This is a genomic window from Pedobacter sp. AK013, assembly GCF_014205835.1.
Taxonomy (GTDB): Bacteria; Bacteroidota; Bacteroidia; order Sphingobacteriales; family Sphingobacteriaceae; genus Pedobacter.
The window spans coordinates 41,438-55,913 of record NZ_JACHCQ010000034.1; the positions used below are offsets into that span (position 1 = coordinate 41,438).

Sequence of the window (14,476 nt, forward strand, 5' to 3'; positions counted from 1 at the left end):
TTTGTGCTTTCAGCTTAAACCGCTACATTATTTTCTCTCAACGCATCGTTAAGCGAAGTTTTCTTATCTGTACTTTCTTTACGTTTACCAATAATTAAAGCACAAGGAACCTGAAATTCGCCAGCAGGGAATTTTTTAGTATAGCTTCCTGGTATTACAACCGAACGTGCAGGAACAATTCCTTTATATTCTACCGGGGTAGGGCCGGTTACATCAATAATTTTAGTTGATGCTGTTAACACTACGTTAGCACCTAAAACAGCTTCTCTTTCTACTTTAACACCTTCAACAACAATTGCTCTAGAGCCTAAGAAAGCATCATCCTCAATAATAACAGGAGCAGCTTGTACAGGCTCTAAAACACCACCAATACCTACACCACCACTTAAGTGAACACGTTTGCCAATTTGTGCACAAGAACCAACAGTAGCCCAAGTATCAACCATAGTACCTTCATCAACATAAGCGCCAATGTTTACGTACGAGGGCATCATGATTACACCTTTTGCTAAAAACGCACCATAACGCGCACTTGCCATAGGCACAACACGTACACCAGTTGTTTTATAGTCGGTTTTTAAATCCATTTTATCGTGGTAAACAAAAGGTCCGCTTTTAATTTCTTTCATCTCGCGAATCGGGAAATATAAAATTACGGCTTTCTTTACCCATTCATTAATGCCCCAAGAGTTTAAAACTGGTTCAGCAACGCGAATTTCACCCTTATCAAGCCCCATAATAACGGCTTCAATGGCTTCGCAATAATTGCTGTATTTTAAAAGGGTTCTATCCTCCCAAGCAGCTTCAATTAATTTCTTTAAATCTGAATACATGATGTTTTTAAATTTTACGCAAAATAAATCAATTTTTGTTTATTAAATGGTTAATTGTTTAAATTGTTTTGCAGCTGGGTTAACTGGTTAATTGTTTAAATCGGTTAACTGTTGGAAGTGGCACATGCAATTAACCGATTAAGCAGTTTAAACAGTTAACCTAAAAGCGTATTTTTGAGCCTTAATGACAGAGACAGAAAAACTTAGAATCGATAAATATTTGTGGGCGATCAGGTTATTTAAAACCCGAAGCCTGGCTACCGATGCCTGTAAAGCAGGTAGGGTGAAACTTAAGGGGCAGAATATTAAACCTTCAGCTATTGTGAAAGTTGGCGATGTTTACCAGGTATCAAAAGGAATTGAAAAGAAAATTATAGAAGTTGTAGAGCTCTCTTACAATAGGACAGATTCGCCAACAGCCTTAACAAAATATAAGGACATAACGCCTGTTGAAGAAACGCATGCTTTTAAATCGATGTTTCATGCGCCTAGTTTAAAACGCGATAGGGGAACAGGCCGACCTACTAAAAAGGACCGACGTGAAACGGATGATCTAATTGGTGGAATGTTTGACGAAGATTAGTTGTCAGTTTATTAGTTTACGGTTTTCAGTTTCTTGCGGATTGATAACTGCGTACTGAAAATTGAAATACCTCATCCTATAGCTCATCATGGCTGTTTTGCCCAGTTTTTCGATCAGTTTATAATTGGCAACTGCACCAACTGCTGCGCCCACAAAAGGAAGCATCTGCGCAAGTTTGGCTAAATCAATATAATCGCGATATTGCTGTTGGAAGGTAAGCCAGTCAAATTCATCAATATTAGTAGGTAATTGATGTGCTTTATCATCCCAATCCTGCATTTTTATGAAAACATTCTGACTTTCTTCTTTACTTGAAAAGGCCAGTTGAAAGATGTGTAAAATAAATAAACGTTCGCGGTAATCCTTAACGTCATATCCATAAACGGCAGCTATATCAAAAAGCATTTTCATTTTTATGCCCAGTAACAACGGAAAATCAGCCAGGCTCATTAAAAAACCACCTGCACCTGTAATTCCACCTTCAGCAGCGCCCGTTTTTTTATAGTTTTCTATTTTTTGTTTAATTAATGCTTCACGGTGCATTAAGGTTAAATCGGTAATGGGTTTTGATGTGGTGAATGTTGACCCAAAAAGCACAGCTTTAACCATCTGTTTTATAGCAGAAGTTATAGCATGATGAACCTTATCAGGGATATAACTGTTTATTTTCTTTTGAACTTTATTTGTTACCTTGTTCAGGAGCGAAGGTTTTTGTAAGATTTTAAACTTCCAGAAATCCAGTTCACCCTTTATTTTTTGTTCGTAGGTCATATTTGATTGCTACAATAACTATTCCTTAATATTTAATGTAAAATAGCTTTGTTAAAATGAAAAATTAAGGAAACTTGCTGTCAACAAAGGAAACAGGTAGATAAACTACTCAATTAAAAGCTACCTATAAATCAGTCCCTCTTTTAATATTCTATCCGCATTGGCGATGTTTCCCATAGTTTAAAGGCTGCTAAGGCTTCATCTCGCATTAGCTGGATTACTGGCAAGCTTCTGTTTGCCATGGGCTTATCTAGCTCTTCATAGATGAATTTATCGCTAAAGCCAATATGTTCGGCATCAGCCTTGGTATTTGCATAATAAATCGTATCAATTCTTGCCCAATAAATTGCACCCAAACACATTGGGCAAGGCTCGCAGCTGGTGTAAATTACACAGCCACTTAAATCGAAAGTATTTAATTCAGTACAGGCCAGCCTAATGGCCGAAACTTCTGCATGTGCAGTTGGGTCGTTGGTAGAAGTTACTTTATTTGCAGATTTAGCAATCAACTTTCCATCTTTTACCACTACAGCCCCAAAAGGTCCGCCAATGTTCTCGCTCACATTTTGCACAGATAACTCAATTGCCATCTGCATATATTCTTGGTGTTTTTCCATGTTCATTCTATTGAGTTTAATAGCTGGCTTACTAATTTATCCAAAATTAGCGTACAAAAAAAATGCCCCGATTTATACGGGGCATCTATATTTGAATGGCTATGTGCTTATTTTTTACTGTATTCTGCGTTTAAGCCTTTAATTACCTCCGAAGTAACGTCTAAACTTTCGTCGGCAAACAAAATAGCACTGTTACCTTTTGAATAAGTTAAAACCATTTTATAACCTTTTTCTTTAGCGTAACCTTTTAAGTATTCAGCTACTTTATCGTAAAGTTTTTCGTTCTCAGCAGCTTGCTCATTCTGTAAAGCTCCGCCAGCATTTTGTTGGTAAGTTTGTAGTTCTTGTTGTTTACGTGCTAAACGCTCTTCAGTGCTTTTACGTTGATCGGCCGATAAAGTTTGTGCCGATTGTTGGTATTGTGCAACTTCTCTTTGAAAAGCCTGACCTTTAGCCTGCATATCTGCCTGGGCATTTTTGGTCTTACCTTCAAATTTCACTTTAAGATCTTTGAAGTATTCATATTTTGTAAGTAACGAGTCGGAGTTTACATACACAATTTTCTCAGTTGGAGAAACCGGTGCAGTAGTACCCTCTGTTTTTTTAGTTTCAGTAGTTTTAGTTTCTTTGTTCTGGCATGCAGAGAAAGCAGTTATCAAGGTTGCTGTTGCAAGTAAACCAAAGGTTTTAAAGGTTCTTCTTTCCATTCTTGTTTAATAAATTTTAGCAAACTTATATAAATTAGTTTTGATATGCAATTTAAAGAAAGGCGTATTGCGCTAAGAGTTGGGTTTTGCGTTTGGCGTAATGTCTAGAGCGTATAATTTGCTCAACGCTAACCGCCTAACACTAGCCGCTCGATCTGAGTGCGGTGGTTTGAAAAGCTAGGTTTGTATTCCAAACGGTTGTTATTCCCGCTGTCCGCTTTACTGCGTGCCCGCTGCCATCGGGTTTAAATGGCGCGGCCGATGCTCCTATTTGGGGGTGCAGGGTGCCTACAGCAGATTTCAGAACACGAACCATTACTATGGAACGAAGACGCTGGTTGTATAACCGGCTACACATGAAACGTTCTTAGGGAACGATTTTTTGATCAATTTAATTATGTTATCAGAAAGCGTTTCTGACGGCATTCATTATAACGGAGGTTTTGCTTTTCAAACCCCTTTAAATCCAACAGGAGTGGCTTTTATGTCAATCTTTTAACAGCCCAAAACTTATCCACATATTAGTTTAAATGCCAAAATTTCCGTATTTTTGATACTTATTGTTTTTAATTAAAATATGAGCGAAGAACAGGATTTAAAGTCAAATTATTCGGCAGATAATATACAGGTTTTAGAAGGTTTAGAAGCGGTGCGTAAGCGCCCTTCAATGTATATAGGTGATACTGGTGTAAAAGGTTTGCACCACTTGGTTTACGAGGTTGTAGATAACTCCATTGATGAGGCTTTAGCCGGTCATGCAAATACAATCGACGTTAGAATTTTAGAAGGTAACTCCATCAGGGTTGAGGATAATGGCCGTGGTATTCCGACTGGGATTAATACAAAAGAAAATAAATCGGCACTTGAAATCGTAATGACGGTTTTACATGCGGGTGGTAAATTCGATAAAGATACCTACAAAGTATCTGGAGGTTTGCACGGTGTGGGGGTAAGCTGCGTTAACGCCCTATCTACACATTTAAAAGCCGAGGTTCACCGTGAGGGTAAAATCTGGATGCAGGAATATAACATCGGTAAACCTTTATACGATGTTAAAGAAGTGGGCGAAACCGATAAACGCGGTACCATTGTAACTTTTAGTCCTGATGCAACCATTTTTACCCAAACTACTGAGTATAAATATGATACTTTGGCTGGCCGCTTGCGTGAACTATCTTTCTTGAATAAAGGGATTAAATTAACGTTGACCGATGAGCGTGAAAAACTTGATGATGGCACTTTCTTTTCAGAAACTTTTCATTCAGAAGGTGGTTTAAAAGAGTTTGTTGCCTTTTTGGATGATACCCGTACTTCAATTTTAGCAGAGCCGATTTATATCGAGGGGATCAAAAATGGTATTCCGGTTGAGTTGGCTTTCCAGTACAACGACAGTTATGCTGAAAATGTTCATTCTTACGTAAATAACATCAATACCCACGAAGGGGGTACGCATATAGCTGGTTTCCGTAGGGGATTAACCCGTACTTTAAAAAATTATGCCGATAAGGAAGGTTTATTAAAGAACGTAAAAATGGAAATCACCGGTGATGACTTCAGGGAAGGTTTAACTGCAGTTGTTTCGGTAAAAGTGCAAGAGCCACAATTTGAGGGACAGACCAAAACCAAACTTGGAAACAGTGAGGTTATGGGGTCTGTTGATGTTGCGGTAGGAGAGGCTCTGGGTAACTACCTTGAAGAAAACCCTAAAGAAGCCAAAATGATTATCAATAAGGTAATCTTAGCCGCAACTGCACGTGCTGCGGCGCGTAAAGCACGCGAAATGGTACAGCGTAAAAGTGTGATGGGTGGTTCGGGTTTACCTGGTAAATTAGCCGATTGCTCAGATAGCGATCCAGAAAGATGTGAAATTTTCCTGGTTGAGGGTGATTCTGCGGGTGGTACCGCTAAACAGGGCCGTGATCGTAACATCCAGGCGATTTTACCGCTAAAAGGTAAAATTTTGAACGTTGAGAAAGCGATGGAGCATAAGATCTATGAAAACGATGAGATCAAAAATATGTTTACCGCTATTGGAGTTAGTATTGGTACACCAGAAGACAATAAAGCTTTAAATTTAACTAAACTCCGTTACCATAAAATTGTAATTATGACGGATGCCGATATCGACGGGTCGCACATTACCACGTTGATTTTAACATTCTTCTACCGTTACATGAGGGCCTTGATCGAAGCTGGATATGTTTACATTGCATCTCCACCACTTTATCAGGTTAAAAAAGGTAAAGAATTCGAGTACTGCTGGAATGATGTACAACGTGATGCGGCTGTACAACGTTTAAAAGGTGCGGGTAAAGAAGATAGCGTACACATCCAACGTTACAAAGGTTTGGGTGAGATGAATGCTGAGCAACTTTGGGATACTACATTAAATCCTGCTACACGTACCTTAATGCAGGCTACAATCGAAAGTGCAGCAGAATGTGATCATACTTTCTCGATGTTAATGGGCGATGAAGTTGCTCCGCGCAGAGAATTTATTGAGCGTAATGCAAAATATGCAAAAATTGATGCTTAAGTTGAGCCGAAGCTTAAAATCTGACTACAAAACAAAGCCATTCAAAAAAATTGAATGGCTTTTGTGTTATACACTATTGCAAATGGCTGCTCTTTATCCAAAGAGAAAGCCATTGCCCTTAACTAACCATCTCGCAATGAGATTTATTTTTAGGCTTTGGAGGTTATTACAGGATGTAATATGATCCTACCGGAGCCAATTCTGTCTGAGGTTTGTCCTCGTATATTTTATTATCGTCTAACATCTGGCAAAGATCGCGTTCAATAGTTCGGCAAATTGTGGTAGTTGGGGTGTCCGTGGGTTTATTCTCAAAGGGATCCTGAAGATGGACGGCCATTTTTTCTACCAATAAAAAGAATGCGGCAATAGCAACCACTAATGGGACTTCCATATAACCGAAGTATTCGATTAAACCAAATGGCAGTAATACGATGAACAAATGGATAGACATGTTAATATATTTGCTATAAGTAACCGGAAAAACGGTGTTTTTAATTCTTTCCGATCCCCCCATGTGGTTACATAAACCTGTTATCGTTTTGTCTATTTCTATCTGCTGGTATTTATTGATCCAACCTTCCTGTAGTGCCCTTTTTAAATCCATGGCATGTAACTCCAATATAGTGGCGGTTACATTTTTGCGTTTCTTAATGAAGGCCACTTCTTCTGCAGAAAGGTATTCTTCCAAGCCTTTTCGTGGATTAAAACCGCGCAATGATTGACTTAAGGCATAACACCAGGCAATTTGTCTTTTCACAAACCTGGCCTTAAATTCCTCAATTTCGTCTAAACCATAAGGATTTTCAACGAATGATAATATCTGGCGAGAGAGGGTTCTCGAATCATTAACTATGGCACCCCAAAGAATTCTGGCTTCCCACCATCTATCGTAGGCCTGGTTAGACCGAAATGCCAATAGAAGCGAAATGATGGTTCCTAGTAAAGCTGGTACAGCAACAGGAATGGAAATTCGTGTAACATGAAAGTTTTCATACAGTACCACAATACCTATGGAGTAACCAATAACAAACAGGAGTTCTTTTTTGATCTTTCCGAATATATAAGTGAGCGGAATATTATTTCGTAACAGCATGATATAAAGTTTTAAGTGTGATAATTAAGCGTTGGTTTCTTGCAATTGTGTTTCGTGTATTTTGGTGTCAATTAAATTTTCACTAGCATGAATAGTTAATGTATTTAATTGAATTATTTCACAGCCTGCGCGTTCTGTCAGTATTTTAGGGTCTATGCTATATTTGTTGATTGGTGTAAAATTGTATTCTTTTAAGTAGGCAATACGTTCTATATCAAAAGCTTCGATAAAGTTTTTGAAAGCCGCTACTGTACTTCCGTAAAAATATTCGATCCCAATAGTATTGATCTGTGTAGGGTACTTTGCCTTGGCTTGATTTATTTGCTGATAAAATTCGTCGCTAACATTTTCGTAATCGCGGCTGCGGCGACTCAGCATTAACATATCAGTTATCGAATCTGATAATTTAAAGGCATGTACAAAAATAATGTTTAAACTTTCATTTTTTTGATGTTGAACAAGCGCATCAATAATTTTAATGCTTTCTAATTTAAAATCGGTTGGTACTAATACTGTTTTCATCGCTATATCTTGTTTAAATGAATTGAAAAATTATTTATACAAGTTTAGCGTGATGTTATTACAGCAAAATAAGAGAGAGATTAGAATGAGATTAGAATATACTCTTTTTTGGAGTAGTGGCTGGTTAACTGCATAAATTGTTCAATCGGTTAACTAAAAATAAGATACAAATTGCCAGATTGATAAATTGTTGGAATTGATTTTACAATTAACCGGTTCAAACAATTAACCGATTAAACTTTAGTAGGCAATAAAACCTTTATCTCTGAACCAACTCCTTCTTGCGATTTAATAGCAATACTACCTCGGTGCAAACGGATGATATTTAGTGAAAGCGGTAAGCCAACACCATAACCCTTAAAATCATTGGTGTTAGATGCACGATAAAAAGGTTCAAATATATGCTGTATATCTGTTTGCGGTATCCCAATTCCTTTATCCGTTACCGCAATCGAAAGCATGTTGGCATTGCTTTCGATACTAATGTTTACCAGATTCTCATTTGAGTATTTACAGGCATTGTTTACAATATTACTGATGGCAAGTTTCATTAGGTTTTTGTTTGCCCTTAGTGTTAGTAATTCTTCATCATCAGGAAGTTTGGTAAAGTCGATTTCTATTTTACTGTTAGGGTGTACCTGGTTAACCGATTCTTTAATTTCCCACAACAGTTCGTCCATCCGTACCTCTTCCCAGGGTTGGTTTTTTCCGTTAAAGCCAGATTGTGCCAGGCCCAGTAAACTGGTTAAGATATGTTCTAATCTTTCTGCCTCATCTTTAATTTTTGCTAAAGCTTTTTCCTGTTTTGCTGTATCCTCGATGGTTTTCATCGCCAGTTCAACCTCAGCACTAATAATGGTTAATGGTGTTCTCAATTCATGTGAAGCATTACTGATGAAGTTATTCTGTGTTTCGAATGCTGTTTCTAAGCGGTTAAGCATGTTATTAAAGGTTTGGGCTAATTGCGACATCTCATCGTTACCTTGTTTTACATCCAACCTTAAATGTAAATTTTCTGCTTTTATTTTTTTTACGCTTTTAATTATATTTCTTAATGGCATTAACATGTAATTGGAGAACTTCCAGCCAACAACAAAAGATAAAATAACTGAAAGAAAAAAACCAATTATCAAGATTCTTTGAAGATCTTTTAACTCTCGAAAACCAAATGGATCATTTGCAGAAACAATTACTATATATCCATTATCGTTATTTTTAAAGTATTTTCCTGCGTAGAAATGGTTTTCGACTCTATAACGGGCCATATAGCCTGCCTTAATACGATCATAAAAAGTAGACGGTAATTCGCGGTCAACCTTACCTGGTGTTTTGCCAGCCTCGATAATATACTCCTGCTCAGAAGGCAATCGCTCCAGGTATTGATTTCGCATTTTTGCGTAAACCTTATTGTTACCATCTTCGTAGAGTTTAATCTGGGCAGCAATATTAACCCTGGCCTCTAGGCGTTTATAAAAATCTTCAAAGGCAAAGTCGTTAGAAAAAAACCAAACAAAACCACTTAATAAAGAGATAATAATTGCCGATAAAATGGCGAAAAGTAAAGTGATTTTCTTTGCTATCTCCATTTATTTTTCCTTTAATATATATCCTAAGCCTACTGCAGTATGGATGAGTTTTTGATCGGCATTTTTATCTATTTTTTTGCGGAGATAATTAACATAAACATCAACCACGTTGGTGCCAAGGTTAAAATCGATATCCCAAACATTTTCTAAAATATCTATCCGGGATAAAATTTTAGATTTGTTTTTGGCCATGTATTCGATTAGCCGATATTCTGTTGCAGTAAGTACAATTTCCTGTTGGTTTCGTTTTACCGTTTTTGCGCTTAAATTAATCTGTAGGTCTGCTACAGAAATAATCTGATCTTGCGAAGCCATGCCACGGTATCGTCTCAATAGCATTCTGATCCTCGCAAAAAGCTCAGCAAATTTGAATGGCTTTATTAAATAATCATCGGCACCATTATCCAGTCCGTTCACCACATTTTCGGTAGTACCCAAAGCCGTAAGCATAATAATGGGGGTATTTGGCTTTTGTTCTTTAATAATTTTGCAAAGCTCCAATCCATTTATTCCAGGTAGCATGATATCGAGAATAATCAGGTCGAATTGATTTTCTAAGGCCATCTGTTTTCCGATTAAACCATCTGGGGAAATACTCACGGTAAATCCCTCGTCGGTTAAACCCCTCGAAATTACAGATACAACGCTCGGTTCATCTTCTACAAGTAATAAATTCATTTACCGGCAAGTAATCTAAAAAATAGGGAATTACAAAATATTAATTGATGGTTAGCTGGTTTTAATACTTTTTTAACGTAAAACCGACACAATTGTTTGAGCTTATTGAAATTGAAGCATAAAAAAACCTCTCAAACGAGAGGTTTTTTTATGCCATCATCAACTTTAAAGATTCTTCGCTGCGCTCAGAATGACAATGCAATTGTACTTCGTGCTTCAGTATCTCTTGGCAAATCTTTCGACAATGCTTAAACTGATACCATATTCTAGATCCCTTTTTCGGATTTTTCTTTCAAGAATTTTAGTCCGTCTTCAAAGTCTTTACCAATCATTTTATCCATGCTTACAAATACACACATCCATTTACTGATCAGGTTATTTTCTCCACTCATTGTCCAGGTTACCTTATTGCTATTTCCTTCTGGCTGTATATCGAATTTGGTATCTGCTAAACTTTCAAAAGGTTCGATAAATTTTAGTTCAATATCTACCTGTTTGTTAGGTGTTACACTTTTTATTTTCATATAACCACTTCCAGTCTCTTTACCTTTCCATTCGTATATATGGCCTGGCTCACCTGCAACACCCCCGTAAGTGCTTTTTGCTGAAGGTTCCATTTTTGCCCAAGGATTCCATTTGTAGAACTCCTTAAAGTCTACAACGTTTTTGTAAATGGTGCTGTCTGGAGCATTGATTACAGTAGACCTGCTTACTGTATAACTTTTTGGCAAGAAGAAGCCGCCTACAACAATGATTATTGCCAACACGACAATAACGCCAAGTAAGATTTTGAGGAATTTCATGATTTGATTTTAGTTTGGTTAACTAAATTTATAAAGAAAGCAGTTTAAATCAAAGTAAAAAAACTTAAACAATTTTAATCTTCGATTGTGGTAAATTTATTTTAAAGTGCATCAAATCTGCAATAGATTGTGCTTTTTGTTTAATCAAATCTGAATTAGCTCCCACAAAAAGATCATCTACAGTTTGGAAAAATAGTTTTTTCCAGGTGTTGAAGGCTTCAGTTTGCAAGGGTATCTGTTCATTCAGGGCAAAATGGCTAAGCATCGGATTTCCTTTATAAATTGCTTTTCCGAAAAGAATACTTTCCCAGAAATCGTACATTTTTGGAAGATGATGCGACCAGTCTACTTTGGCAATATCGGTAAATATTGGACCTATCTGTTCGTTAAGCGCAACATTTTTATAAAATGCATCCACTAAAACAATAATATCGTTCCTATCACTAATATCGCTTTTCATGCTGAGATTATCTATAAAGTTTTAAAACCATTTTATCATAATTAATAACGGCTTTATACTGCATTAAGATATCTCCACCAATAATGCCCATAATAGTTGGGTGGCCAAACTGTTGGTAGGTTTCGCTAACCGATTGCAGATCGAAAGCCACGGTTTCGTAGTTTTTGATCTTTAACGAACCTATTTTTAATTCAGGAATTGTGGCCTGGATGGTAGTGGTGGTGGTAAAAAGAGTGGCTGCGTTAATTTCGTCAGATACTTGCAGGGTCTCTGACAGGTGTTGCTCAATCAAAGATTTATCGAATACACTTCTTGAGGCGCCAGTGTCTAAAACGGCAAAATGTTTTTCTTTAAAAATAACAACTTCCACTAAAAGGTGGAAGCCGTCGTCTTGTAAGTTTATCAGTCTTAGCGGGATGGAAATGGCTTTCATAACAAATATTATCGACCTAAATTAGGCTAATTTACCCGAAAACCATGTCAGATGTTCGTTATTTGTTTTTAATCAGGGTTTTTACAAATTCCATTTCTGTATCGTAGCCGCTTAAATATTCTTCAATTTTAGGTTGTACTTCGTCATCAGGCATTACACCGTGACCAAAGAGAATATTGTTTTGTTTTTCATCAACAACAAATTTAATGAGCGGGATGCGGCCGGTTAATTTGGAATTGGGCAAAGTATAGTGGATGAAAAAACCACTGGTGTTGCCATAATATCCGCCGCCCGTTTCTTCGCCTATAAAACGTGCATTGGTATAATTTTTTGCTAAAGCGGCAAACTCCGAACCTCCTGAAAAAGATAAACCACCGATAAGGATGTATATATCACCTTTAAAACGGTTTGTCTGGGGGGTATCGCTTTTGTATTTTCCAGGGATATCCAAATACCGCCCATCGTGGCTGTGGTAAAATTCGGCTTTTAACTCTTTTTCAAAATCATCCTGCGATTTTTTATCACGATACGCTGTATAGTCCAAAAACGAATAGGTGAAGGATGGAATTTCAGCGTACTTATATTTGGAATATTCTTTTTCGACCAGGTACGACATCAGGTGGTCTTCCATAGCCTGCGCACCGCCCTCGTTTTTCCTGATATCTATAATCAGATGTTTTATTTTATGGTCAGAAATGTTTTGGAAACCCTTTGCCAGAAATTCTTTAAAACCCTTTCTGCCATCTTTGTAACTATTGGTAGAAAATGTATTTACCGTTAGTGTGGCCGTGCTGTTGAGCGTATCTATCTTTAATGCCGCCGGTTCTTTATAGTTGTAATTGGGGATAGATTTTGTTTCTTTTGATACGAATTTTCCATATTCCTTAAAGCTTAATGTTGGTATCTGGTTGTAGTTAATCTTTTCGCTGGTTTTAGGATTAATCAGTTCGATATCAAACGCACTGGGTTGCTGTTCGAAGAAACGTAGGTAATATTTGGAGAAAGCTGTTTCTATCCAACGATATTTACTTGTGGTGTTATAACCATCGGCAGGTTCTATTGCTAGAAACTGATTCATGATGCTTTCGATGCTATTTCCATTGATTTTAGAGATCATCATTCCCTTGGTTTTGTAATTGTCCAGATCATTGATGATATAAACCTTTTTATCCAAAATCTTTACTAAAAAAGGAAAATACTTACCATTCTGCCTGATATAATTACTCGTTTCATCGGAAGGCTGGATTGCACTATGGCCCTCTTTGGTATAGGTAACCACGGGGGCAACAATCTGATAAAAATCCAAAGCAGTCATTTTATCTTTTATCTTGCTTTTTTGCGCCTTGCATAGACTATCAAATTGCGCATAGGTATTGTACCACAGGCCAACATGTGTTTCTATAAAAGCATTTTTCAGGATATCAAAATCTTGTTCAAGGGCTTTGTAGCTCAATTGTTTAATATTTTTTGGTGGACTTTGTACCACAACCGAATAATTGCCTTCTTTTGCATTGCTTGTATCTGGCAAGGGTTTAACCGTCAGAATGAAACTGGCTCTGCTATCAGGCGAGAAAACGAGTTTTTCTGCGCCGAACCTGCCATTTGGCGAATCTACATCTTGTATAGTTCTGCCGTTATGATCCTTTAAAGCTACCGTAACATCTATTCCTTTTTGCTCAACAGTTATAGAATAGTAAAAATCTTTTTTTAACTGAAAGCTGAACGAAGTTTCTTCGCCCTGTTTTATGGTTAAATCTGCTGTTGTTCTATCTATTTTAAGGGGAATCAGTTTTTTGCCTACCTGCGCATGTAGTGTGAGACTGAAAAATAAAATAATTAGGATGATGAGGCTATCTTTTTTCATTTGTGTTTGAGTTTGATAGCAAAAATAAAGCTTAAAAGCCTTAGGCCGTTGTACGATATTGCAATTGGATTAGGCCCTTTTATATTCGGAAGGGGTTACCCCAGTAAATCTTTTGAAATGCCTCGACAGGTGTGCCACATCATAAAAGCCTGTTTCGATGGCAACCTCCATTAGATCTGTTTCTTTAGTGATCAGCTTTTTGCATTTTTCGATCCGCTTTAAAAGGATATAATTATTGGGGGTTAAACCGGTTTCATGTTTAAATAAACGCAGGAATTTATATTTATCCAACCCAAAACGCTTGGCAGTATCTGTTAAAGAAAATTTTTCCATCAGGTCTTCACTGAGGAAACTTTGAAACAGTGCCGTTTTCTTGTACTCGAAATACATGCTTGAAGCATAACGTGCAACCAGTTTTTCTAAAGCATTTAGCAACTCTTTTTCGAGATTAACCTCTGGATTGTTAAAGTGCCTGGACAAATAATAGAAAATGTTAACCAGGTCACGATCGTAAATGATCTTATCCTCAAAAAAAACATCGCAGCCTTTGTTTAAGGTTTTGAGTACGTCGGGTGAAACGTAGAATGTAAAAAATGAGTTGCCCAGCTTATTGTCGCAGGGGGTAGCATGTACTTCGTGCGGATTGGTAATAGATAAGGTGCCGATCGGTGCCTGCAAAAACTTATCATTAAGTTTGGTATAAAAAGTCTGATTTAAGATCAGTGCAATATTAAAGGTGTTGTGCGTGTGGAAGGGAAAGTCAATAGTGTGTTTTTTTGCGTTTAACAATTCCAGTCCATCCAAAATGGGTATTTTGTGGTAAGTGCTGATGTTGTGCGTATCAGTCAAAATGTTATTTACACCTTGGATATTCAATGTTTGAAGCAAATATTTAAATAGGATAGTCGTCATCTCAACTGGAGCGAAGCGTAATGGAGAGTTCTATCCAAATAGATTTAGCTTCGTTGAGCCTTCGGGTTCTTGACTTAG

15 protein-coding genes are annotated in these 14,476 nt (G+C 37.2%); 2 read left to right on the forward strand and 13 right to left on the reverse strand.

The genetic code is table 11. From position 1 onward, the window contains the following. Nucleotides 1-14 precede the first annotated feature (14 nt). Nucleotides 15-833, reverse strand: a complete 819-nt coding sequence (locus tag HDC90_RS20220) for a 2,3,4,5-tetrahydropyridine-2,6-dicarboxylate N-succinyltransferase (RefSeq protein WP_184469604.1) — start codon at nucleotides 831-833, stop codon at nucleotides 15-17. 184 nt (nucleotides 834-1,017) lie between these two features. Between HDC90_RS20220 and HDC90_RS20225 the strand changes: the two genes are divergently transcribed. Beyond that, nucleotides 1,018-1,416, forward strand: a complete 399-nt coding sequence (locus tag HDC90_RS20225) for an RNA-binding S4 domain-containing protein (RefSeq protein ID WP_184469606.1) — start codon at nucleotides 1,018-1,020, stop codon at nucleotides 1,414-1,416. A gap of 3 nt (nucleotides 1,417-1,419) precedes the next feature. Here the strand turns inward: HDC90_RS20225 and HDC90_RS20230 are convergent, their stop codons facing one another. The 3 genes from HDC90_RS20230 to HDC90_RS20240 form a co-directional block, all read right to left on the reverse strand. After that, a complete protein-coding gene (locus tag HDC90_RS20230) occupies nucleotides 1,420-2,187 on the reverse strand; it encodes an EcsC family protein (RefSeq protein ID WP_184469608.1) in 768 nt (255 codons plus the stop codon). 143 nt (nucleotides 2,188-2,330) lie between these two features. Next, nucleotides 2,331-2,804, reverse strand: coding sequence for a nucleoside deaminase (locus HDC90_RS20235; protein WP_184469611.1), 474 nt, complete (start codon nucleotides 2,802-2,804; stop codon nucleotides 2,331-2,333). A 107-nt stretch (nucleotides 2,805-2,911) separates the two neighbouring features. Next, nucleotides 2,912-3,511 carry an OmpH family outer membrane protein gene (locus HDC90_RS20240; RefSeq protein WP_184469613.1) on the reverse strand — a complete coding sequence of 200 codons (600 nt, stop codon included), beginning with the start codon at nucleotides 3,509-3,511 and terminating at the stop codon, nucleotides 2,912-2,914. 577 nt (nucleotides 3,512-4,088) lie between these two features. On the opposite strand from HDC90_RS20240, the gene gyrB reads away from it, so the two are divergent. Then, a complete protein-coding gene (gene gyrB, locus HDC90_RS20245; protein WP_184469615.1) occupies nucleotides 4,089-6,047 on the forward strand; it encodes a DNA topoisomerase (ATP-hydrolyzing) subunit B in 1,959 nt (652 codons plus the stop codon). 166 nt (nucleotides 6,048-6,213) lie between these two features. Here the strand turns inward: gyrB and HDC90_RS20250 are convergent, their stop codons facing one another. The 9 genes from HDC90_RS20250 to HDC90_RS20290 form a co-directional block, all read right to left on the reverse strand. Beyond that, nucleotides 6,214-7,140, reverse strand: coding sequence for a bestrophin family protein (locus tag HDC90_RS20250; protein ID WP_167293298.1), 927 nt, complete (start codon nucleotides 7,138-7,140; stop codon nucleotides 6,214-6,216). Between the two features lie 24 nt (nucleotides 7,141-7,164). Next, nucleotides 7,165-7,662, reverse strand: a complete 498-nt coding sequence (locus HDC90_RS20255; RefSeq protein WP_184469617.1) for a hypothetical protein — start codon at nucleotides 7,660-7,662, stop codon at nucleotides 7,165-7,167. A 233-nt stretch (nucleotides 7,663-7,895) separates the two neighbouring features. Continuing rightward, nucleotides 7,896-9,248, reverse strand: a complete 1,353-nt coding sequence (locus HDC90_RS20260) for a cell wall metabolism sensor histidine kinase WalK (protein ID WP_184469619.1) — start codon at nucleotides 9,246-9,248, stop codon at nucleotides 7,896-7,898. Beyond that, nucleotides 9,249-9,926, reverse strand: coding sequence for a response regulator transcription factor (locus tag HDC90_RS20265; protein ID WP_184469622.1), 678 nt, complete (start codon nucleotides 9,924-9,926; stop codon nucleotides 9,249-9,251). It lies immediately after the preceding gene. Nucleotides 9,927-10,192: 266 nt separating this feature from the next. After that, complete coding sequence (locus HDC90_RS20270) at nucleotides 10,193-10,729, reverse strand: SRPBCC family protein (RefSeq protein WP_184469624.1); 537 nt, start codon at nucleotides 10,727-10,729, stop codon at nucleotides 10,193-10,195. A gap of 64 nt (nucleotides 10,730-10,793) precedes the next feature. Next, nucleotides 10,794-11,189 carry a group III truncated hemoglobin gene (locus HDC90_RS20275; RefSeq protein WP_184469627.1) on the reverse strand — a complete coding sequence of 132 codons (396 nt, stop codon included), beginning with the start codon at nucleotides 11,187-11,189 and terminating at the stop codon, nucleotides 10,794-10,796. A 7-nt stretch (nucleotides 11,190-11,196) separates the two neighbouring features. Beyond that, the gene (locus HDC90_RS20280) at nucleotides 11,197-11,622 is read right to left on the reverse strand and encodes an aspartyl protease family protein (protein ID WP_184469629.1); all 426 of its coding nucleotides are present in this window, start codon (nucleotides 11,620-11,622) and stop codon (nucleotides 11,197-11,199) included. 58 nt (nucleotides 11,623-11,680) lie between these two features. Further along, a complete protein-coding gene (locus tag HDC90_RS20285; protein WP_184469631.1) occupies nucleotides 11,681-13,486 on the reverse strand; it encodes a S41 family peptidase in 1,806 nt (601 codons plus the stop codon). Between the two features lie 69 nt (nucleotides 13,487-13,555). Next, nucleotides 13,556-14,362 carry an AraC family transcriptional regulator gene (locus tag HDC90_RS20290; RefSeq protein WP_221451901.1) on the reverse strand — a complete coding sequence of 269 codons (807 nt, stop codon included), beginning with the start codon at nucleotides 14,360-14,362 and terminating at the stop codon, nucleotides 13,556-13,558. Nucleotides 14,363-14,476 lie beyond the last annotated feature (114 nt).

Excerpts from the sequence above, each read along its gene's own strand:
- HDC90_RS20220 (WP_184469604.1), bottom strand. The coding sequence starts at position 833 with ATGTATTCAGATTTAAAGAAATTAATTGAAGCTGCTTGGGAGGATAGA.
- HDC90_RS20225 (WP_184469606.1), top strand. The coding sequence starts at position 1,018 with ATGACAGAGACAGAAAAACTTAGAATCGATAAATATTTGTGGGCGATC.
- HDC90_RS20230 (WP_184469608.1), bottom strand. The coding sequence starts at position 2,187 with ATGACCTACGAACAAAAAATAAAGGGTGAACTGGATTTCTGGAAGTTT.
- HDC90_RS20235 (WP_184469611.1), bottom strand. The coding sequence starts at position 2,804 with ATGGAAAAACACCAAGAATATATGCAGATGGCAATTGAGTTATCTGTG.
- HDC90_RS20240 (WP_184469613.1), bottom strand. The coding sequence starts at position 3,511 with ATGGAAAGAAGAACCTTTAAAACCTTTGGTTTACTTGCAACAGCAACC.
- gyrB (WP_184469615.1), top strand. The coding sequence starts at position 4,089 with ATGAGCGAAGAACAGGATTTAAAGTCAAATTATTCGGCAGATAATATA.
- HDC90_RS20250 (WP_167293298.1), bottom strand. The coding sequence starts at position 7,140 with ATGCTGTTACGAAATAATATTCCGCTCACTTATATATTCGGAAAGATC.
- HDC90_RS20255 (WP_184469617.1), bottom strand. The coding sequence starts at position 7,662 with ATGAAAACAGTATTAGTACCAACCGATTTTAAATTAGAAAGCATTAAA.
- HDC90_RS20260 (WP_184469619.1), bottom strand. The coding sequence starts at position 9,248 with ATGGAGATAGCAAAGAAAATCACTTTACTTTTCGCCATTTTATCGGCA.
- HDC90_RS20265 (WP_184469622.1), bottom strand. The coding sequence starts at position 9,926 with ATGAATTTATTACTTGTAGAAGATGAACCGAGCGTTGTATCTGTAATT.
- HDC90_RS20270 (WP_184469624.1), bottom strand. The coding sequence starts at position 10,729 with ATGAAATTCCTCAAAATCTTACTTGGCGTTATTGTCGTGTTGGCAATA.
- HDC90_RS20275 (WP_184469627.1), bottom strand. The coding sequence starts at position 11,189 with ATGAAAAGCGATATTAGTGATAGGAACGATATTATTGTTTTAGTGGAT.
- HDC90_RS20280 (WP_184469629.1), bottom strand. The coding sequence starts at position 11,622 with ATGAAAGCCATTTCCATCCCGCTAAGACTGATAAACTTACAAGACGAC.
- HDC90_RS20285 (WP_184469631.1), bottom strand. The coding sequence starts at position 13,486 with ATGAAAAAAGATAGCCTCATCATCCTAATTATTTTATTTTTCAGTCTC.